At 44.8% G+C, this 21,231-nt stretch carries 18 protein-coding genes; 11 read left to right on the top strand and 7 right to left on the bottom strand.

Annotated elements, in window-relative coordinates:
* Positions 1–73: 73 nt before the first annotated feature.
* Together V7R35_RS06220 and V7R35_RS06215 are read left to right on the top strand one after the other, a co-directional pair.
* Positions 74–1,714: an acetolactate synthase large subunit gene (locus V7R35_RS06220; protein ID WP_334013864.1), complete on the top strand. Its 1,641-nt coding sequence runs from the start codon at positions 74–76 to the stop codon at positions 1,712–1,714.
* Positions 1,715–1,778: 64 nt separating this feature from the next.
* The gene (locus V7R35_RS06215; protein ID WP_334013863.1) at positions 1,779–3,206 is read left to right on the top strand and encodes an aldehyde dehydrogenase family protein; all 1,428 of its coding nucleotides are present in this window, start codon (positions 1,779–1,781) and stop codon (positions 3,204–3,206) included.
* A 146-nt stretch (positions 3,207–3,352) separates the two neighbouring features.
* Here V7R35_RS06215 and V7R35_RS06210 read toward each other — a convergent pair whose 3' ends face one another.
* Positions 3,353–3,712 (bottom strand): DUF2237 family protein, encoded by a 360-nt coding sequence (locus V7R35_RS06210; RefSeq protein ID WP_334013862.1) that lies wholly within the window; start codon positions 3,710–3,712, stop codon positions 3,353–3,355.
* Between the two features lie 220 nt (positions 3,713–3,932).
* On the opposite strand from V7R35_RS06210, the gene ubiG reads away from it, so the two are divergent.
* The 6 genes from ubiG (at position 3,933) to V7R35_RS06180 (ending at position 10,368) form a co-directional block, all read left to right on the top strand.
* A complete protein-coding gene (gene ubiG, locus V7R35_RS06205; protein ID WP_334013861.1) occupies positions 3,933–4,685 on the top strand; it encodes a bifunctional 2-polyprenyl-6-hydroxyphenol methylase/3-demethylubiquinol 3-O-methyltransferase UbiG in 753 nt (250 codons plus the stop codon).
* Positions 4,686–4,942: 257 nt separating this feature from the next.
* The gene (locus tag V7R35_RS06200; protein WP_334013860.1) at positions 4,943–5,881 is read left to right on the top strand and encodes an esterase/lipase family protein; all 939 of its coding nucleotides are present in this window, start codon (positions 4,943–4,945) and stop codon (positions 5,879–5,881) included.
* 32 nt (positions 5,882–5,913) lie between these two features.
* Complete coding sequence (locus V7R35_RS06195) at positions 5,914–6,831, top strand: lipase secretion chaperone (protein WP_334013859.1); 918 nt, start codon at positions 5,914–5,916, stop codon at positions 6,829–6,831.
* Between the two features lie 141 nt (positions 6,832–6,972).
* Positions 6,973–7,581: a glutathione S-transferase family protein gene (locus V7R35_RS06190; RefSeq protein ID WP_334013858.1), complete on the top strand. Its 609-nt coding sequence runs from the start codon at positions 6,973–6,975 to the stop codon at positions 7,579–7,581.
* Complete coding sequence (locus V7R35_RS06185; RefSeq protein ID WP_334013857.1) at positions 7,581–8,240, top strand: glutathione S-transferase family protein; 660 nt, start codon at positions 7,581–7,583, stop codon at positions 8,238–8,240. Before V7R35_RS06190 ends, V7R35_RS06185 begins: the two co-directional genes overlap by 1 nt.
* 157 nt (positions 8,241–8,397) lie before the next feature.
* Positions 8,398–10,368 carry an alpha/beta hydrolase family protein gene (locus tag V7R35_RS06180; protein ID WP_334013856.1) on the top strand — a complete coding sequence of 657 codons (1,971 nt, stop codon included), beginning with the start codon at positions 8,398–8,400 and terminating at the stop codon, positions 10,366–10,368.
* Between the two features lie 71 nt (positions 10,369–10,439).
* Here V7R35_RS06180 and V7R35_RS06175 read toward each other — a convergent pair whose 3' ends face one another.
* Positions 10,440–11,345 carry a homocysteine S-methyltransferase family protein gene (locus tag V7R35_RS06175; protein ID WP_334013855.1) on the bottom strand — a complete coding sequence of 302 codons (906 nt, stop codon included), beginning with the start codon at positions 11,343–11,345 and terminating at the stop codon, positions 10,440–10,442.
* A 21-nt stretch (positions 11,346–11,366) separates the two neighbouring features.
* Complete coding sequence (locus tag V7R35_RS06170; protein ID WP_334013854.1) at positions 11,367–12,560, bottom strand: ROK family transcriptional regulator; 1,194 nt, start codon at positions 12,558–12,560, stop codon at positions 11,367–11,369.
* Between the two features lie 234 nt (positions 12,561–12,794).
* Between V7R35_RS06170 and V7R35_RS06165 the strand changes: the two genes are divergently transcribed.
* The gene (locus V7R35_RS06165) at positions 12,795–13,760 is read left to right on the top strand and encodes a carbohydrate kinase family protein (protein WP_334013853.1); all 966 of its coding nucleotides are present in this window, start codon (positions 12,795–12,797) and stop codon (positions 13,758–13,760) included.
* 73 nt (positions 13,761–13,833) lie between these two features.
* On the opposite strand, the gene efpL is transcribed toward V7R35_RS06165, so the two are convergent.
* From efpL to V7R35_RS06150, 3 genes are all read right to left on the bottom strand, one after another.
* Positions 13,834–14,409: an elongation factor P-like protein EfpL gene (gene efpL / locus V7R35_RS06160; RefSeq protein ID WP_334013852.1), complete on the bottom strand. Its 576-nt coding sequence runs from the start codon at positions 14,407–14,409 to the stop codon at positions 13,834–13,836.
* A gap of 109 nt (positions 14,410–14,518) precedes the next feature.
* Positions 14,519–16,135, bottom strand: coding sequence for a cisplatin damage response ATP-dependent DNA ligase (locus tag V7R35_RS06155; protein ID WP_334013851.1), 1,617 nt, complete (start codon positions 16,133–16,135; stop codon positions 14,519–14,521).
* Positions 16,135–17,151: a ligase-associated DNA damage response exonuclease gene (locus V7R35_RS06150; protein ID WP_334013850.1), complete on the bottom strand. Its 1,017-nt coding sequence runs from the start codon at positions 17,149–17,151 to the stop codon at positions 16,135–16,137. Before V7R35_RS06150 ends, V7R35_RS06155 begins: the two co-directional genes overlap by 1 nt.
* A 128-nt stretch (positions 17,152–17,279) precedes the next feature.
* On the opposite strand from V7R35_RS06150, the gene V7R35_RS06145 reads away from it, so the two are divergent.
* Together V7R35_RS06145 and pdeM are read left to right on the top strand one after the other, a co-directional pair.
* Positions 17,280–19,778: a ligase-associated DNA damage response DEXH box helicase gene (locus V7R35_RS06145; protein ID WP_334013849.1), complete on the top strand. Its 2,499-nt coding sequence runs from the start codon at positions 17,280–17,282 to the stop codon at positions 19,776–19,778.
* A gap of 46 nt (positions 19,779–19,824) precedes the next feature.
* Complete coding sequence (gene pdeM / locus V7R35_RS06140; RefSeq protein ID WP_334013848.1) at positions 19,825–20,532, top strand: ligase-associated DNA damage response endonuclease PdeM; 708 nt, start codon at positions 19,825–19,827, stop codon at positions 20,530–20,532.
* Between the two features lie 111 nt (positions 20,533–20,643).
* Here pdeM and V7R35_RS06135 read toward each other — a convergent pair whose 3' ends face one another.
* Entirely contained in the window at positions 20,644–21,045 is a 402-nt protein-coding gene (locus V7R35_RS06135) for a hypothetical protein (RefSeq protein WP_334013847.1), read from the bottom strand.
* Positions 21,046–21,231 lie beyond the last annotated feature (186 nt).

The following is a 21,231-nucleotide window of genomic DNA, read 5'->3' as shown; positions in this document are numbered from 1 at the left end:
TTTTAAGGTTATACCCGTAGCAATGAACTAAACGCGTCAAATTTACCAACACTTTACAAGGAGTGTGCAGTACATGAAAGCGTCAGATTTATTCGTTAAAGCATTAGAAGCTGAAGGTGTTGAATATATATTTGGCATACCCGGTGAAGAAAACCTCGATTTACTAGAATCACTTCGAAACTCCTCTATAAAATTAGTCTTAACTCGCCACGAACAAGGTGCTGGGTTTATGGCTGCCACTTATGGTCGACTTACAGGAAAGGTAGGCGTTTGCTTATCAACGCTGGGCCCTGGTGCAACTAATTTAGTTACGCCAGCGGCATATGCCCAATTAGGTGCAATGCCCATATTGATGATAACCGGGCAAAAACCCATTAAAACCAGCAAGCAAGGGCGTTTTCAGGTTATTGATATCGTAGATATGATGCGACCCATTACCAAATTCACTACGCAGATTGTTAGTGGCGATCGCATTCCATCTACAGTGCGAGAGGCATTTAGATTAGCGCACGAAGAGCGCCCGGGGGCAGTACATATTGAATTGCCAGAAGACATTGCCGCCGAACAAACAACGGCAGAGTTACTTGATCCTAGTGTGTCTAGAAGGCCTATCGCGGAATACAAAGCAATTTCGCACGCAATAAGCATGATAGAAAAGGCGCACTCGCCTTTATTGTTAATTGGCGCAGGTGCAAACCGAAAGCTTACAGCGAAAATGTTGCGCGAGTTTGTCGATAAAACCTGTATTCCTTTTGTTACTACGCAAATGGGCAAGGGCGTACTCAACGAAAGCGATTCTCGCTTTGCCGGTAATACTGCTCTCTCAGACGGCGATTTTGTGCATCGTGCTATTGAGCGTGCCGACTTAATAATTAATGTGGGTCACGACGTTGTAGAAAAGCCCCCCTTCTTTATGCATCACAACGACAAAAAAGTGATCCACGTAAATTTCGAGACAGCCGCTGTCGACCCCGTTTATTTTCCTCAGTTAGAGGTAGTGGGCGATATTGCCAATAGTATTTGGCAAATAAAAGAAGGCATTACCCCGCAAGACAATTGGAAACTCGACTTCTATCAAGACGTACATGACGCGTATGTGAAGCATCGGGCTGAGGCTGAGGATGATAATAGATTCCCAATTTTGCCCGAGCGGTTTGTAAGAGACATAAGAAAAGTGATGCCCGATAACGGCATTGTTACGCTAGACAATGGCGTTTATAAAATTTGGTTTGCGCGTAACTATCCCGCATATCACCCAAATACCTTACTGTTAGATAATGCGCTTGCCACAATGGGGGCAGGCCTTCCCTCGGCCATCGCTGCTAAAATAGTGAAGCCTGATGTTCCAGTGGTTAGTGTGTGTGGTGACGGCGGCTTTATGATGAACAGCCAAGAGATCGAGACAGCGGTTAGGCTGAAACTTGACCTTGTCGTTATCATTTTGCGCGACGATGCGTATGGCATGATCAAATGGAAGCAAGCCAATATGCAGTTCGACGAGTTTGGCTTAGATTACGGCAACCCGAATTTTGTTAAATATGCACAAAGCTATGGTGCCAAAGGGTGGCGAGTAGATGATACCGACGTACTTATTCCTATGGTTGAAACGTGTTTAAACACGCCAGGGGTGCATATTATCGACTGCCCTGTTGATTACAGTATGAATGACAAAACACTGAATCAAACCATAAAAGAATTAAGCGCGAAGCTATAACCGTTACGCCACAATCGTTAAGCCATAACCGCTAAGCGAAGGCAAACAGATAAGGAGTCAAGATATGTTAAAGGACAGTTATCCCTACTACCTTGCAAATAAAGCCTATTTTGCGAATACCGATTTAGATGTAACAAACAAATACACGGGTGACGTTGCAACCCGGGTGGCAATGGCTGATGCCACCGTAATAGATAAAGCCATAGCGGCGGCCGAAAAGGCGCAACCTGCTATGACAGCCATGGCACCCTACGAGCGTCAGGCAGTGTTAGAGCACTGCGTGAAACGCTTTACAGAACGTGCCGATGAATTAGCGCAAGCTCTATGCATTGAAGCGGGTAAACCGATTAAAGATGCAAAAGGCGAAGTTACTCGTTTAATTGATACCTTTAAAATTGCTGCTGAAGAGTCAGTAAGAATAAATGGCGAAGTGGTGAACCTTGAAATATCGGCGCGCGCCAAAGGGTATCAAGGCATGACGAAAAAGGTACCTATTGGGCCGTGTTCATTTATATCACCTTTTAATTTCCCACTTAACTTAGCTGCACACAAAGTAGCCCCAGCCATCGCCGCGGGCTGTACCTTCGTACTGAAGCCTGCGTCGCGCACACCTATTGGTGCGCTGATTATTGGCGAAGTGTTAGCAGAAACCGATTTACCCGAAGGCGCATTTTCTATTCTGCCGTGTAGCCGTGACGGTGCCGATTTATTTACAACCGATGAACGGTTTAAACTGCTTAGCTTTACAGGCTCGCCTGATGTGGGTTGGGCATTGAAGGCGAAAGCCGGTAAAAAACCTGTAGTGTTAGAACTTGGTGGAAATGCAGCATGCATTGTTGATGAAGACGCAGACATTGAAGATGCCATTGAGCGTGTGATCATTGGTGCTTATTACCAGTCTGGCCAAAGCTGTATTAGCGTGCAGCGGTTATTAGTGCACAGTAAGATTTATGAAGAATTTAAAGAGCGCTATGTAACCAAAGTAAAGGCATTGGTGTCTGGCGACCCATCAAAAGAAGATACGTTTATCGGTCCAATGATTTCAGAAGGTGAAGCCGAGCGACTTCACGGATGGATTGAAGAAGCTAAGTCAAAAGGGGCAACCATATTATGCGGCGGTACGCGTAATGGGGCTATGTTAGAGGCAACGGTAATGGAAAACGTGCCGAAGGACTGCGATGCAAGCGCCGAAGAAGCGTTTGGCCCGCTTTCCATTCTTATGCCATTCGACGACTACGATAGTGCATTAAACGAGGTAAACAATAGTCGCTATGGCTTACAAGCCGGTGTGTTTACGCGGGATATTTATAAAGCACATAAAGCGTGGGATGTATTAGACGTGGGCGGTGTGGTCATTGGCGATGTACCTAGCTGGCGTGTCGACAACATGCCTTATGGTGGTGTTAAAGACTCTGGCTTAGGGAGAGAAGGCATTCGCTATGCTATAGAGGATATGACGGAAACAAGACTTATGGTTATTCGTACGCCGTAGCCTCTGGATTTCGATGTTGTAACCCCCAAACCAACAAAAAACACAACTAGACAAAAAGCGAACGAGATCGAAAAAGGCGCACTAAGCGCCTTTTTTACTTTCAAACATATTACGGCGTTAACCGTAAAAATTGTGTTCATTATGGCTTAGTCTGCCGCGTACTCTTCTAACAGCGCAAGTGGAATAACATCGAGCGCTTTTTCGTGGGTGGCTTCTAGCCTTACTTTAGGTGCAACACCTGCCTCATAGGCTTGTAACCATCGTGCCGCACACAAACACCATCTGTCGCCGTCTAGTAAACCGGGAAACTCCATACTTGGCCATGGTGTAATAAGGTCGTTTCCTTGACGAAGCGAGAACTGCAAAAATTCATCGGTCACAATAGCGCAAACACTGTGGTTGCCAACATCGGCACTAGGTACATAGCAAAACCCTTCTCGGGTATACCCCGTATTACCGCAACATAACTGAAGTGGACGTCCATAGACATTTTTTGCGTTCGCCAAAATCAAATACCTCTTAAACTACGTATTATGCAATGTTGACTCACATTACGTTCGTGGGTTCCATGGGTCAACTATAAGCCAGAACTCGGGGTAATTCTGTTTCGATGATTATTCGTAAATCAGTACGTAAAAGACAGAAAACGGATGACACCGCTCTTCTCTGTGCTTTCAGCACACTGTGCTACAAGAAAGTAAAATAGTAGGTAAAGGGTAAGAATATATGCTGGATAAAAGCCAAAAGACAGGTAGCGTTAATTTTTCTGAAGAGGAAATTGAGAAGTTTGATGCATTGGCTGAAAGCTGGTGGAACCCTAAGGGCAAATACAAAACTGCGCTTGAATTTAATCGCGCTAGGCTTGAAGTCATTAAGTCTCAAATCAATAGTCATTTCGGTATTCATCACAATAAAGAAGGTTACTCATCATTGTCTATTATCGACATTGGTAGCGGCGGTGGTTTGATAAGTGAACCTTTAGCCAGTTTAGGGGCCAACGTCACGGGTATTGATGCCAGCGCGGTAAGTGTTGAAGTTGCTACGCGCCATGCCGCACAAAATAATGTCGATGTTACCTACAAACATATGCTTTCTAGCGAAATGGTGAAAGAAGGAAAGCAGTTTGACGTGGTTATTAATGCCGAGGTAGTCGAGCATGTGCCTGATCAACAGCAGCTTATTCAAGAATGTGCCAGTATGGTAAAACCTGGTGGCCTGCTTGTACTGGCAACATTAAACAGAACGCTGAAAAGCTTGATTATTGCTATTGTTGGTGCGGAATACGTGATGCGTTATTTGCCCATTGGCACTCACGATTGGCGTAAATTTGTAAAACCGCAAGAGCTTGAAGCATGGGTAGGCACTGACTTTTCACTACAGCATCAAAAAGGCATGAAGCTTAATCCTCTGAAAGGGGAATGGACAACCACGCCTAGCTTGAGTGTTAACTATATTCAAACGTTTTCGAAACATGAATAGGGGTAATGCGTTTACATAAATCCTGTTTATTCACCGTATATAGTTTTTAAATAGTATGGAGTGATATACGTTAAAAAAATGATAACACTATGTAATAAAGCGTTTTTATTTTTGCACTGTGGGCTTATTAGCTAACTTTTTACCTAAAGGCTGCATTAAAGTAATTTAATCAGGCTTGATCTTCACAATTGATTTACATGATAGTTACAAGGACGGACCACCTGTCGTGTTCCGCGTAACTATTGTGAGACATACCGATGAAAATAATCAAAAGCGCTCTAACCGCCGCTTTACTAGTTGCAACGCTTCTATCCGGAGGCGTTAGTGCTGGCACGTTTGCAAAAACAAAATATCCAATAGTTCTAGTACATGGTTTATTCGGATACGAAGATATCCTAGGCGCGGACTATTTTTATAAAATTCCACAACGCCTAACGCGTAATGGTGCAACGGTCTTCGTCGCCGAAGTTTCTCCCGCTAATTCTTCAGAGGTTCGCGGCGAGCAACTTCTAACCTATGTGAATGAAGTCCTCGCAATCACTGGCGCACAAAAGGTAAACCTGATCGGGCACAGCCATGGCAGTCCAACGTCGCGCTATGTAGCAAGCGTTGCGCCTGAAATAGTGGCTTCGGTTACGTCTGTTGGCGGGGTAAATTGGGGAAGTAAAACGGCAGACCAACTTCGAGAAACGCTAACAGAAGGCAGTATAGGCGAGGGAGCTGCCGGGTTAGCGGTTAACGCGTTCGCAGAGCTTATTGAACTAGCATCTGGTTCAGATCCAAGAGACAAGCCCACAGACTCACTTGCCGCGTTAAATTCGCTTACGACAGAAGGGTCAATTGAGTTCAACGAGAAATACCCAGAAGGAGTACCGTCTGCATATTGCCGTAACGACGGTAAAAAGTATGCTGAAAATGGCGTAGTGTACTTCTCTTGGAGCGGTGGAGTAACACTAACTAATATCCTCGATCCTGTAGATGGTCCGTTGACAATCACAGGTTTAGAGTACGGTGAGCCAAACGATGGGTTGGTAGCTTCATGTAGTTCACACTTGGGGCAAGTGCTTAAAGATAACTATCGAATGAATCATTTAGACGAAGTGAACCAAACGCTTGGTATCACTAGCTGGTTTGAAACAAGCCCTGTAGCTGTGTTTTTGAATCATGCACAAAGACTCAAAAGACACGGTCTGTAGTGAAGAAGTATTTGATTTTGATAGCAGGGCCTTTGGCCCTGTTACTATATTTATTCCTTGATGAAAGTGGCCGTGACTCATACTTTGCTACTGACTCCAACGACTTGGCGCACAATTATGAGAGCGACATCGTCGCAACTATTGATAACAACACGGGAGACATCTCACCACCTCTATTGTCTTATCTTTCAACAAAGAGCGCATCGTTAATTGACTTCAAGCTACACTTCGGTCTTAAAGATGAGTTTGACAGATTTATCTTGGAGCACGAGGGAGAAGAAGCAAGCACGGTCGTCATTAAATACAGCGAACAAGCAAGCAGTCGTTTTAATCAATCATCTGTCGATTATGCAATAGCATTATTTAGTCGGTATATAGACTATAAAATCGCGCTTTCTACAGAAGATGTGAACGTAGACTTAGCCTCTCACGAATTATCTGATGTGTCGTATAAATTGGATTTTAGAGATGACCTTAGACACAGGTATTTTACCGCTGAAGAATATCATTATTTGTTCAGTGAAGACGCTTCTATTGATAGAGCAGCTTTAAAAAGACTGCAAATTTCAAAAGAGAAATCTCTCTCACGTGAACAACGAAAAGGCCTAATTATGGACTCGCTGAAGCATGCATCAGACAATGAGCGCCAGGCCTTTAAACCCACAGTAGATATGTATGAACTTAAAAAAATAAAAGAAAAATATCCCGATCTATCATCTCGCTATAATGCTGTAGCTGCTCAATTTGGTAATGATGTAGCAGATCGCTTAATACAAACGTGGCAAGCACAAGAGAATTGGGATTCTCGCGTTAAGGCATATCAAAACTTCAAGCAACAACTCACAAAAGAAATTGGTGAAGGCGCTGAGCTTCTAGAAGCAGTTAGCCGCTATGAAAAGGAAAATTTTTCAGCCAATGAATTAAAGCGGTTGCGTGTTTTAACTCGCTAACGTTCATCTGAAGATTTGATTGAACTCACAGGTATAACCATAAAATTACTGAATAGTCATACCGTTATGTAGAGTGATTTGAATGATGTTCAGTGTGTTACTACTCTAGCTACATACGGTATGGATCTGGCGAGTGTAAAAATGAAAATATACGAAACAAAAACTGCTCCTAATCCGCGAAGGGTTCGCATGTTTCTGGCTGAAAAAGGCATTAATGTTGACTATGTTCAAGTTGATATTCAGAAAGGCGAAAACCTAACTGCGGAAATGCGCGCTAAAAATCCGTTAGGTAAAATCCCTATTTTAGAGCTTGAAGACGGAACCTGTATTGCAGAGACAGATGCTATCTGCACATATTTCGAAGCACTTCATCCTGAACCTTCACTCATGGGGACTACACCTATAGAGAAAGCCACAATTTCGATGTGGCAACGACAGGTTGAGTTCGCTTTTATGATGCAAATTGGGATGTGCTTTCAGCACACCACGGGTTACTTCAAAGACCGCATGGTTCCCGTGCCTGAATACGGTAAAGAAGCCGGCATTAATGCAGCAAAGTACCTCAATATTTTGGAACGCAGGCTCGAGGTGAAACCATTTATAGCGGGTGATAACTTTTCAATTGCAGATATAACGGCGTTATGTGCAATAGATTTTGCACGAGTAGTAAACATTCGCGTAGGCGATAAACACGAAAACCTAAAACGCTGGTATGACAGTGTGAGCAACAGAGCGAGTGCAAAAGCCTAATGATAGATTTATATACAGCAGCTACGCCTAACGGATGGAAAGCGTCGGTGGCATTAGAAGAAATGGGGCTAGACTATACGGCGCACAGCGTAAATCTAATGAAGGGCGAACAGAAAACACCGTCTTTTTTAGCTATGAACCCTAACGGGCGTATTCCTGCTATCGTCGACCGAGAAGCCGATGGTCATGTCGTGTTTGAGTCTGGCGCAATCATGATTTATTTGGCAGAAAAGACAGGTAAGTTTTTACCCTCTTCACCAAAACAAAAAAGCCAAGTTATTCAGTGGCTCATGTTTCAGATGGGAGGCGTTGGACCCATGATGGGACAGGCCAATGTATTCTATCGCTATCTGGAAGAAAAGATCCCCGTTGCTATAGACCGCTATCAAAATGAAGCAAGACGCTTATTTACGGTGTTAGACACACAGCTTGCTAATAATGAATACCTAGCTGGCGACTACAGCATTGCTGATATGGCAAATTGGTGCTGGGTTAGAACTTACGAATGGTCAGGCGTAAGTATTGATGGTTTAGATAACTTAATACGTTGGAAAAACAGCATAGAGGCGCGACCAGCAGCGCGCCGAGGTGTAGAAGTACCTAATAAAATAGACAAAGAAGCGCTAATTAAAGGAGCGAAAAACGTAGTAACACGCTAGCGTTTTGAACCCTTTAAGCGCTTTTCTTTGTCATCCAAATTAGCCTCTTGTTTAGAGGCTTCTTTATTTATAGCCTTTTGGCTATTTGAATAGCGGCAACAATTTCGGTATTTTCCTGTTTTAAGAAATAGAACTAATAAAAACAACAGGGATTCACATGAAATGGATTGCGTTTATAGCGCTTGCCTTTTTAAGCGCTAGTGCCTCATCTACTACTCTGCCCTTGGAATACTTTACCAAGCACGGCGACTATTTAGACCTAAAGTTGTCTCCTGATGGTAAACATATTGCTGCTCGCGTTAGAACTGAAAACCGCATAGTGTTGGCGATTCTAGAAACGAAAACCATGAAAGCAGTCAGCGGTATTCGCCCGCCCAATAACGATATTGTGCACACAGTGAATTGGGTGAACAACGAACGTTTAATATTTGAATACGCTGAAAAGTTCAGCCAGCTTGACTCACCAGTTCCAACGGGTGAGTTATTTGCGATGAATGTTGACGGAAGCAAGCGTGAACTTATTTATGGTTTTAGAGCTAGCGATGCACAGTTGGGTAGCCGTATTTCAAATAAAGATAATACGTACGCTACGCAAGAGGTATTAAGCTATCTTGAAGGTGACGATGATCATATTCTGATAATTGAATATCCTTGGCAACTTATCGCTATGACGTATTACGACAACCGTAATAAGAAACCCATTATCAGCAAGCTCAATATCTATAACGGTAGAAAGAAGAAGCTAGAAACCCTTCCACACGCGCATAGTTACGCGTTGGCAAACAAGTTTGGTGATGTGAACTTTATGGGCTGGCGTGACGAAAACGATAAGTTTTATGCTGCCTACCGTGAAAACATGGAATCGCCATGGCAAAGTTTTGAGAATACCTTTGATTTTGATGACACCTATGTTCCGCTTGGCATTAGTGAAGACGCTAAACACGTATATCTATCGGGCAGAACGGGTGAAGATCGCATTGCAACCCTATTTAAGTTATCACTTGAGACTGGTGACTACGAGAAGGTATATGAAGACCATAGCACGGATGTAGAATTTTCAATATTTGATAAAAACAGCATGCCTGCTGTAGGCATAACTTATCCTGGAAAAAGTGAATATGTGTATGCAAAAGGAGATTCGCGCACGGCACAAATTCATAAAATTCTAGTCGATGCATTTGGCAATCAAACCGTGCGTATTCCAAGCCGTACTCAAGACGGTAAAACGCTGTTAGTTCATGTAAGCAGTGACGTAAATCCTGGTGAGTACTATTTGTTTGACAGAGACACCCTAAGTGCTGAGTTTATTTGGGCAAATAGTAGTTGGATAGATCCGAGAACGCTATCAGCAATGAAGCCAATAAGCTTTGAAACCGACGATGGGTTAACAATAAACGGCTACCTTACTTTGCCAAAGTTTGCTGAAAAGCAGGAAAAGCCGCCGCTTGTGGTAATGATTCATGGTGGCCCTCACCAGCCAGGAACACGTGACTTTTGGCGTTACAACAGTGAAACACAGTTATTAGCGAGTCGTGGCTATGCTGTGCTGCAGGTGAACTTTAGAGGCAGCGACGGCTATGGCAGTAAGTTCATTCGAAAAGGCTACCGTGAATGGGGTGGCAAAATGATTGACGACATCAACGCTGCTACACGCTGGACTATCGACAACGGTTATGTTGATGGTGACAAAGTGTGTGCCTATGGTGCAAGCTATGGTGGTTATGCGGCACTGATGGCCGTTGTACGTGAACCCGATATGTATAAGTGCACCGTTGGGTATGTAGGGATCTATGATTTAACCTATATGTTCACCGAAAGTGATATTCCGTCTATTTGGGGCGGTAAGTCTTACTTAAAAAGGGTTTTAGGCGATGACGAGGCTCAGCTTCGTGACTACTCTCCTATCAATCATGTTAATAAGATTAAGGCTAATGTGATGTTAATCCATGGCTCGAAAGACAAACGTGTGCCAGAGATCAACTCAGAAGCATTGGCAGACAGGCTGACAGCGGCAGGTAAAGCACCAGTGTACTTGCAGTATAGACAGGCGGGGCACGGTGTTTACGATGAAGAAAACCGTGCTGAATTGTATCAGGGCTTGCTCGACTTCTTAGGTGAGAATATTTAAAGTTGAAAAAGAAAGGCGCAACTAGCGCCTTTCTTTTTAACCCTTTCTCATAACCTCTTTTCGAGGAGTTTTCATCTTCTGAGCTTATTGAGCTCAGCGATATGCTCAGGCCCAATGCCGCAGCAGCCGCCAATGACAGAAGCCCCAGCGTCAACCCAGCGTTCGGCGAACGAACGATACTTATCAGGGGAGACATCTTCACGCAGGGTAGAGAGCATGGCATTAGCATCATGTTCCCTCTTAACCTCAGAAAAACTATTAGCATAAGCGCCTAGCGTAAGCGATGCATTGTGCTGGTGTGTAAGACGAATGGCATCTTCCATTTCCTCAGGCTGCGAGCAGTTAAACAACAGAGCTTCAAGCTGTTCGGTAATATCCAATGCGTCAGTAAGTAGCTCGTTTGAGCGAAGCCTTACTGGGTCTGAAAAGTCGTGCCGGTTTTGAAGTGAATAAGAAAGCCAAATAGGCTTGGTCGACTTATTTTTTATGAGTTCAATAACGCAGCTTGCTTCCTCAATGGAGCTAACGGTTTCAACAAGCCAAAAATCAATGTAGTTTTCCTGTGCGATGATCAAGGGCGAAAGAATACGGGCTAGCTGCTCGGCATCAAACAAGTCGGGGCGATACGAGCCGAAAGCCGGTGGAATGCATCCTGCAACGCGTATTTCACGGCCGTTTGAGGGTTTTCTATTCGCCTCGTCCGCACACTCTCGCGCAATGCGTGCCGCTTCATTTGCAAGCTCAAGAGCACGCTCTGAAAACACGGGATCAGAGATATGGTAAGGCACTAACGCATAAGTGTTTGTGGTTAGTATGTCGGCGCCCGCATTAATAAAATGTTGATGAACTTGTTTTACATAGTTAGGTGCTTGCATAAGCGCCAGCGCAGACCATTGAGGCTGCTTGAAAGGCGCGCCAATGCGCTGCAACTCGCGCCCCATGCCACCGTCTAGAAGTTGAAAATGTAACGACTTCATTGCCCCGTACCTCGACCTTGTTTAAAAATAATTTGCGCTTAGCGGAAAACTTGCACTACCAATTGATTGTGCTTTGACACCGACAACACCACTAGAAAACTGTGCTGGAGTAGTGCCTCTTGTATCTTGTTTTAGCATGGCCTGCTGCGTTGCTTCGAGTATGTGCAGTTTTACTGATGCAGGTATAGCGCCATCAATAATTACGCCGTCTAAATCTAAAAAGCAGGTGGCGCAATGGGCGGCAAAGGCAATGCTTTCACCTGTTTGCGAGCACCACTTTGAAAGTACTTCTTCACTGCACGACCAAAGGTTTGCATCATCGTATATGTGGTCTGAGTTTTCATTGTTATCTTCCAGCATTTGCGATAACACGTACAACGACCCTTTTGACATCAGCTGACCATTCGTAGCGCTGTCCAATAATGGCAGCGAGCCAATAGCGCCCCCATTTCCGGATTTTCCTTTAATTAGCGAGTTATTTATAACTACGCCGCCCCCAAGGAAAGTACCCACAAAAACGTATAAAAAGCTTTTGTGTTGTGCTGTATTGCCAAAGCTTAACTCTGCATTGCAGGCTGCCGCAGCATCGTTAAGTATGAAAACCGGTAATGCGTATTGTGCAAATAAAGCGTTTTGAAGGTCAAAATGCTCCCATTCTGCAAGTGCGTCCTGTGGTGCATTCACCTCTTTTGACCATTGCCAGATATGCGACGGCATAGCTACGCCTATACCCTGAATACGGTTCACGTAGCGCTCGCCAATTTTATTTACAGCAACACGGTACACACGCGTTACAAACTCCAAAAAGGAATCTACCGTGGGGTAGCTTATCTTTTCATGCACCGATGCGCGAACCTGCCCGGCTAAGTCAAGAAGTGTCATATCATAGCTGCGCCGGCCTATTTTAAGACCAATACCAAAAGCACCGTTATCATTGAGTGAAAAAGGCACTTTAGGTTGCCCCTTTTTCTTAACAGGGGCTTCACTTTTTTCAGCCTTAAGTGCGGTGACCAGCTTGTCTTCTTCTAATTTCTTGATAATTACGCTAGCAGATTGTGCTGATAACCCCGTGTGTTGCGCTATATCAGACTTTGATAGCGAACCATGCTGGCGTATTAGCGACAAAACATGGCGTTCATTTGAAGAACGTGCATCTAGCAACGTATTAGCAGTGTCATCAGTAAGGTGGAGTGTATTCAAAGCGTTTGAATTCATCAGTGTCGTTCATGGTATTTGTTTGAAGACTAACACAATAGACTTCAATTAAGCCACGACTGGGTATGACTTAAAACCAGATTAAATCAACTAGGTTGAATTAATCTGGTTTTTAAACAATACTGCCATCTTGAGATGGGTGCGAACAACTCGGCGCTTTTGCATTGGGCGTGCGCGAACGGGTATTACTCAAAACGACTTTAACCCCTGTTTATGCTTATTAACGAGGTGAATATGAAAGTATTGTGTTTAGGCGAAGTATTAATCGATATGCTTAGTCAGGGCGCGGCTACGCAACACGGTGATATGCCTACCATGAAGCCCTTTCAGCCCTATGCAGGTGGCGCACCAGCCAATGTTGCAGTAGCTGTTGCTAAGTTAGGTGGTGAAAGCGCCATGGTGTCGAAAGTAGGAAACGACACATTTGGAGAATTTCTAAGAAGCATGCTGGAACACTATAACGTTAACACCCAACATGTGTGGGGAACCGATGCGGGTAACACCGCATTGGCTTTTGTTAACTTAGACGAGAATGGCGAGCGCTCATTCGACTTTTACATCGATAACGCTGCACATAAGCACATATCAGAGAGTGATTTATCAACAATCGCCTGTAGCGACAGCACTGTGCTTCACCTGTGTTCTGGTTCTGTGTCAGGCCCTGAATTATTGCCGGGTACTACTTACATTCTCGAAAAAGCTAAGCAAAGCAACATGTTGGTGTGTTTAGATATAAACTACCGCCCTGCATTTTGGGATAACACTGCGAATGCGCCAGAGCGAATTGACAACATGGCTAAGCAGGTAAGCATTATTAAAGCTAGCCGTGAAGAGCTAATTGATTTGTATGGTGCACAACACGCTGACACGAAAGTTCAGCAGTGGTTAGAAAGCGGCGTGAAGGTGGTGCTTATCACCGACGGTGGTGAACCCATTCACTTTGTTACCCATGACTTTAACGGTACATTATCGTCACCAAAAGCAGATGTGAAAGATACAACGGCTGCAGGCGATTCTTTCATTGGTGGGTTCTTGTACTTTGTTACCACAAAAGTCAGTAACAGCAGTGAGTTTAACGAGTGGGTAAGTAACGTAGAAAATGTCACCGAAGCCACAGAGTTCGCGATTCGCTGTGGTGCTTACACAGTAACGCAATATGGGGCGTTTGATGCACTGCCTACAAGCGCGGATTTAGTGTAGTCATCATGTTTACTAATAGCCAACGCCACAACGTATGGCGCTGGCTATTAGGCAGCGCTAGCTATTAAGTGAACTAGTGCTTGTCGGCTCTGCTTTGAAACTTGCGTTCTTCAGTGTTTACCTTAATCCATTCACCTGTACTGATGTACTCGGGAACTTGCACCACTAAACCCGTTGAAAGTGTCGCGGGTTTAGTACGTGAAGTAGCTGAAGCACCCTTAATAGACGGGTCTGTCTCTACCACTTCAAGCTCTACGCTCATCGGTAGATCAAGTGCTACCGGCGCTTCGCTTACAATGAGTACCTGAATACCGTCGGTTTCCTCGTTGATAAATAACGCTTCATTTTCAATGCTGTCTTTGTTTAGGTGATAAGGGGTGTAGTCTTCCTTATCCATAAATACGTATTCGTCGCCATCAATGTAAGAGAACATTGCAGGGCGACGCGTAAGATCTGCCATATCTAGCATGTCTGAGTCTTTAAACGTTTCATCGTACTTAGCGCCAGTTACTACGTCGTACATACGCATGCGATAGATACTGCCACCAGCTCGACCTTGGGGTACAGAGCGTTCGATGTCGCGTACAATGCAGGTCTTACCGTCAAATACGATGGTGTTATTCTTTTTAATTTCACTCGCCTTTGGCATAACGAATTCCTATTGTTTGATAATTCAGGCGCATTAATGGCCTAGAGTCTGGAAGATTGTCCGTGATTTCTGAGCAGTTAGGAAGCTTCTGAATACTTATTTTTGTTTCTTATTCTTCGATAAGGGCTTTCACATTATCCAATGTATCGGCTTCTTGGGCAGGTTTATCCCAGCGAATTCTATGTATACGCGGAAAACGAAGGGCAACTCCTGACTTGTGACGGTTTGAAGGGTGCACGGCATCAAATGCCACCTCTAGCACCAGCGCTTTATTCACTTCACGCACTGGTCCAAATCGCCCAATTGCATTGCGCCTTACCCAGTTATCCAGCTTTTTTAACTCTTCATCAGTAAACCCCGAGTAGGCTTTGCCTATCGGGAGAAGCTGGTCTCCTTGCCATGCACCAAAGGTGTAATCAGAGTAAAAGCTTGAGCGTTTGCCGTGGCCGCGCTGTGCATACATCATAACGGCATCTACCACTAGTGGGTCGCGCTTCCATTTAAACCATTGCCCTTTAGGCCGTCCAGGTACATACGTGCTATCGAGGCGTTTTATCATTAGGCCTTCTACCGCCCGGTTTTCACATACCGCTTTATGTAGCTCTCGAAGTGAAGAAGGTGAAGAAGCCTGTAACGTGGTAGATAAAAACAACCGTGGCATTGCGCGCTTTGAAAACCAGTGTTCCAGTTTGGCTCGTCGCATTGCTAACGTCTGCTCGGTTAACTGTTCACCGTCTAGTACCAGTGCATCATATACAACAAGCCCCACCGGGTTAGACTGCATAAGTGCCTTTGCAGGGTTCTTTTTATTTAATCGCTGCTGCAGCGCATTGAACGTGTCTACCTCTGGCTCTGCAGGTGATTCTGAAGTTGCTGTATTAGCGTTATGAATAACTAATAGTTCGCCATCAAGCACCATATTACCTGAAAGTGACTCTAGTAAATCGGGGAACGAGTGACTTATATCATCACCTGTACGTGAATAAAGCGCAGCTTCTGGGTCGTCTTTTTCAGTATTAACGGCAAGCTGCACGCGAATACCATCGTACTTGTTTTCTATTTGCCAGATATTAGGCAAAAAGCTGTCAATATCGCTTTCTTCTATAGGGTGAGAAAGCATAACCGGGTGAAAGGTTACCGCGTTGCGAATATCTGGTTTGTCTGCTCTGCCCTCTAACCATTGAAGTAGTTCGGTGTAGGGCGGTTCAACCGCATGCCACAGCGTTTCTATTTCCTTAATATCTTTACCGCCAAAGTCAGCCAAAATTTGCTTTATTGAACGTGCTGAAACCCCAATTCTTAGCCCTCTAGTACCTAACTTTAATAGCGCCCAGCGTTGCGATGGGGTCATCATAGTAAGGTATGTCGCTAGTGTTTCAGACACCTTTTGTTTACTTACAGTAGAGAAAGTATCAACAATGCTGCTTAACGATGGCAACGTAGAGACAGGTTCACTGTCGGGCCAAAGGTGAGCAACGGTTTCGCTTACCTCGCCCACGTAGTCATAGCTCATTGCAAACAATTCGGGGTCGGTGCGTTCGGTAATCAACTTTTTCACCGTGTTACGTTTAAAAAAGTCGAACTTTAGGGTGCCCGCCATTGCCGCAATGGCCCAACCCCTATCTGGGTCTGGCGTGTTGGCAATGTAATCGGCAATAAGCTGTGCTTTGGCTTTGGTACCCGATGTGAAATACAGTTGTTCAAGTAGGTGGCTAAAGGCTTCCACTAGTCACCCCCTTGTTCATCTTCATCGTAGCCTACCAAGGAAAGTGCTCGTGCTTTAAAGCCCATCTTTTGTGCCTGATACATTAATGCGTCTTCTCGGCCATGTGTTACCCATACTTCTTTGGGGGCCACTTCTTCAATGGTTTGAAGTAGTTCGGGCCAGTCACAGTGGTCAGAGATAATAAGCGGTAACTCGGCGTTGCGTTGTTTTGCTCGAGCGCGTATTTGCATCCAGCCCGAGGCCATTACCGTGCGCACATTGGGCAAACTGCGTGACCACTTGTCGGCAAGCGCCGAGGGCGGTGCAATAACAATCTCCCCTGCCAATAATTTTTTGTCAGACACCTCTGAAACCGGGATAAGGGCTCCCAAATCAATGCCAAACTGCTTATACAGTTCGCACAGTTTTAATTGAGCGCCATGTAGGTAAATGGGTTTGGTGTAGCCAGCATCTCGCAAGGCAATGATCACGCGCTGACACTTCCCTAATGCATAGGCTCCCACCAAATGGCAGCGTTCAGGAAATACGCGAAGCGAATGAAGTAATTTATCTATTTCATCTTCTATTGGCGGATGGGTAAACACAGGCAAACCAAAGGTTGCTTCAGTAATTAGAACATCACAAGGTACCACTTTAAATGGCGGGCAGGTGGGGTCGTGACGTCGCTTATAATCGCCAGATACCACAACGCGGTAGCCGCCGTACTCGATAAGAATTTGGGTAGAGCCTAAAATATGCCCAGCAGGGTAAAAGGTAACTGAAACATCATTAAAGGTAATAGATTCACCCAGTGAAATAATATGCTGATTTACCGCCATATCTTCACCGTAACGGGTTTGCATAATAGCCAGGGTTTCTGGGCTGGCGTAAACCGTATTGTGACCAGCGCGCGCATGGTCTGCATGACCATGGGTGACTAATGCAACATCCACTTCTGACATAGGGTCGATATAAAAATCACCGGGTTCACAATAAAGGCCTATGTCATTAATTTTTAACCACGTAGATGGATGCACTGCAGATGTCGCTCCTTTGTTAAGCTATGCAATGAATACGTGTTTAGTACTTAAATTCGACCAACTCTGATTTATAAACTTTCCGCTCATTACAACGTATAACGCTGTAAAAAATGTATGAGTATTCAATGACACCACTGCCTTCAGTCTTCGCTGATTGGTTCGCACAAAAAGGTTGGCAGCTTCGCGATTACCAGCGCGATATGCTAATAGAAAAAGATCAACATGCCTGTACGCTGTTAATTGCGCCTACGGGGGCGGGTAAAACCTTATCTGGGTTTCTGCCGAGCTTGGTTGAGCTGGAAGAAACACTGCGCGACACAGAGTTTAAAGGCCTGCATACCTTATACATTTCACCGTTAAAAGCCCTTACTCAAGATATTCACCGCAATTTATTGCAGCCTATTGAAGAGATGGGGCTGCCGATAACAGCAGAAACCCGTACAGGCGATACGCCGTCACACAAACGCCAGCGTCAGCGAAAGAAGCCACCACATATACTGCTTACCACGCCTGAATCGCTCATGCTGATGTTGAGCTATGCCGACGCCGACAAACTGTTTGGAAAACTTCAGCGCGTGATCATCGACGAAACGCACAGTTTAATGGCAAATAAACGAGGTGACTTTCTATCGCTTGCGTTAGCGCGGCTAAACGTATTATCACCTAGCTTAAAGCGAGTTGGCCTGTCGGCTACCGTTGCGTTTCCTGAAACATTAGGCGCGTGGCTAGCGGGAAGCGACGGGGAAGCGCATATTGTGAAAGTGAAAGCAGGTGAAAAGCCCAAAGTAGATATGCTTCATTCAAAAGCACGCATGCCTTTCGGTGGCTTTATGGCGCGATATGCCATTGACGATATCTACCAAGCAATAGAGCAAGCGCAAACTACGCTGGTGTTTGTGAATACTCGCGCCCAGTCAGAGTTGCTATTTCAAATGCTTTGGGAGGCAAATAAAGCAGCTTTACCCATAGCGCTTTATCACGGCAGTTTAAGTAAAGAGCAGCGCAGAAAAACAGAAGCTATGATGGCAAGCGGTATGCTTCGGGCTGTGGTATGTACGTCGGCGCTAGAGCTAGGTATAGACTGGGGTGACGTAGACAAAGTAATACAAGTAGGTGCTCCAAAAGGCGTTAGCCGATTATTGCAGCGTATAGGGCGGGCTAATCATAGACTCGACGAGCCAAGCGAAGCGCTTTTGATACCTGCCAATCGATTTGAAGCCTTGGAATGTCAGGCTGCGATAACGGCCATTGAGAAAGGCGAATTAGACGGTGAATCGCCCCAGTCTGGCGCGCTAGATATTATTCCGCAGTTCATTTTAAATTGCTTATGCAGCAACGCCGATACGCCCGATACCCTATACCAACAAATACTGCAGGCTACGCCATACCAGTCGCTTGACCTTATCGATTTTGAAAAGCTGTGGCAGTTTACCCTTGATGGCGGTAGTGCCTTAAACGCATATGAACGATATCAGCGACTTACTCAAAATAACGATGGTACGTTTTCTCCCGCCAATCGCCGCGTTATTCAGCGTCATCGACAAAACATAGGCACCATTGTTGAAGCGGGTAGGTTAAAGGTAAAGCGTATAAGGCGTGGCAATCAGGGTAAAATTATTGGTGAGGTAGAAGAGTATTTTGCGCAACAGCTAACGCCTGGCGATACCTTTTACTTTGCCGGCGAGGTGCTTAAATATGAAGCCATTAGAGATATGCAGCTTCACGCAAAACCTGCCAAGGCGAAAGAGCCGAAAATACCCAGCTACGCGGGTGGACAGATGCCATTGTCTACCTATTTAGCCGATGGTGTACGCGACATATTGGCAAAGCGTTCATCGTGGCGAACGTTACCTAGTCAAGTTCAAGAATGGTTGACTTTGCAGCAAGCGTTTTCATCGCTGCCTGAGCCAGGGCGTGTATTGGTAGAGCAGTTTCCTTTTAGGCAGGCGTATTACACACTGTATTACACCTTTGATGGCCGTAAAGCTAACCAAACGCTGGGCATGTTGCTTACGCGACGTATGGAAAAAATGGGCATCAAGCCACTAAGCTTTAGCGTTACCGATTATGGCCTGTCGATAGCGTCGGTTAATACGGTGTCGCAAGAACAGCTACAGCGATTATTTCAGCCTGATATTTTGGGTGACGAGCTTGAAGATTGGATGTTGCAAGCACCTATGCTTAAACGCTCGTTTAGGCAGGTGGCAGTGGTAAGTGGTTTAACGGAACAGCGCTATCATGCAAGCCAAAAAACCATGAAGCAGGTAACGTTTTCTACCGATTTAATCTATGACACGTTGCGCGAGCACGACCCAGATCATATTTTGTTGAAGGTAGCCAGAGCCGATGCCGAGCGTGAACTGCTCGACTTAAAACGCTTAGCAAACTTATTAATACGCTACGTTGATAGCGCCACGTTGGTTAACTTGGAAAAGCCCTCACCCATGGCTATTCCCATCGTGTTAGATGTGCGCAGCGAACAAGTAAAAGGGGCGGGTGCACAAGCCATTATCGAACAGGCAAACTTGTATGCGGAAGCAGAGAGCATGTTAGATGAAGTAAGAGCATTGTTGTCGGGCAATCGTGATGAGAGTGGTGGTGACAATTCTCATGACAGCAAATGAAGACAAGCGCATAACCATGCCTGATATTGGAAAAATGGAATAAGATTTGGCAATTAGCGACACATGGCTTACCCAGCAATTAGGGCATAGGCAACTAAGTATTACCAAATTCGCAGATTATCTGTGGGTGCTCGACGCTCGAGGTGTAGCGTACTTGCCAGCCTGTGACTGGCTGGTGGTGTCGGACCTACACTTAGAAAAAGGGAGCTTTCTGCGAAGCTATGGCAACCCTTTACCAAGTTTAGATTCTACCGCCACATTACAGCGTTTATCACACATTATTGACGACTATAACCCTACCCGCGTCATCAGTTTAGGCGATAGTTTTCACGATAAACACAGCATGTCGAGAATGACAGAGCACGACCATACTTACTTATGTGATTTGGTAAATCGCGTTAACGAATGGGTGTGGGTTGAAGGCAACCACGACCCTGATTTACCTGAAGGCATACCTGGCACACCGTGTTTTGAGATTGTGTTAGACAACATGGTGTTTCGGCACGAGCCAGAAGTAGCTGAACCTAAAGCGCAAGTGATTGGTCACTTTCATCCTAAAATGCGCACCGCTATAAAACGACGTCGATTTTCTGGGAAGTGTTTTGTAAACAACGAAAGCCTTTTTATTATGCCCGCTTTTGGGCAGTTCACCGGCGGTCTGGATATTGATGATGACGTTTTAAAAAATCTTATTTCACCGTCAAATCGTGATGCTTTTATGTTGTGCGATAGCATTATTTTTAAGGTGAAATAATGGGGCTACAAGGCAGCGGGTACTAAGAGCATCTACTATTCGTAAAATTTACTATTAAGAAGATTTACGCCGCTGCGCTTATAGCTAATTTGTATAGCGCGTTACACAGATTTACCCTTCCTGCTCGCACTTCATTTCAAGTTTTGAATAGGCGATTACAGGCTGTAAGGCAGTGTTGCTTTCACTTGGTTGAAAGTCTCTTTTCTGTAAACTTTTTTCTACCAGGCGCTGAAGTTCAGCATCTGTATTTGCTTCAATAATTTCTACATTAAATACATCGCCATGTGAGTCAATTAAATACTTAGCTTTTACGACGATGTTTTGCTCGATACACGATTCTTTCTGTTCGTAAGTTAAATACTTTAGTGGCTGTTCGTTGTTTGTTGATACCCAGTAATTACTTACGCTGTCTGGTTTAGCGAGTGGTTCAGAGGTGAGATAGGGCGCAGAGCCTTTAGTTGCGCACGCGCTTAAAAATACTGATAAAACGAGAGGTAAATACAATTTGCGCATAAAAAATCCTTTTATTGCTGATGCTTGATATCGCTGATTAGTGCTTAGAGCTTTTTAAAAAGCGCCCAGACGTTATCACACATTAGAAAAGCCATGCAATGCTAGTCTGAAGAATGCTTCTTCATGGCAAATTCATATAATCGTCGTCCAAGCTGTAAATGCTTGCAGTCAAAATAACGTTTCACG

This window comes from Alteromonas sp. S167 (assembly GCF_036864375.1).
Classification (GTDB): domain Bacteria; phylum Pseudomonadota; class Gammaproteobacteria; order Enterobacterales; family Alteromonadaceae; genus Alteromonas.
This window is presented reverse-complemented; position numbering and strand designations above follow the sequence as displayed.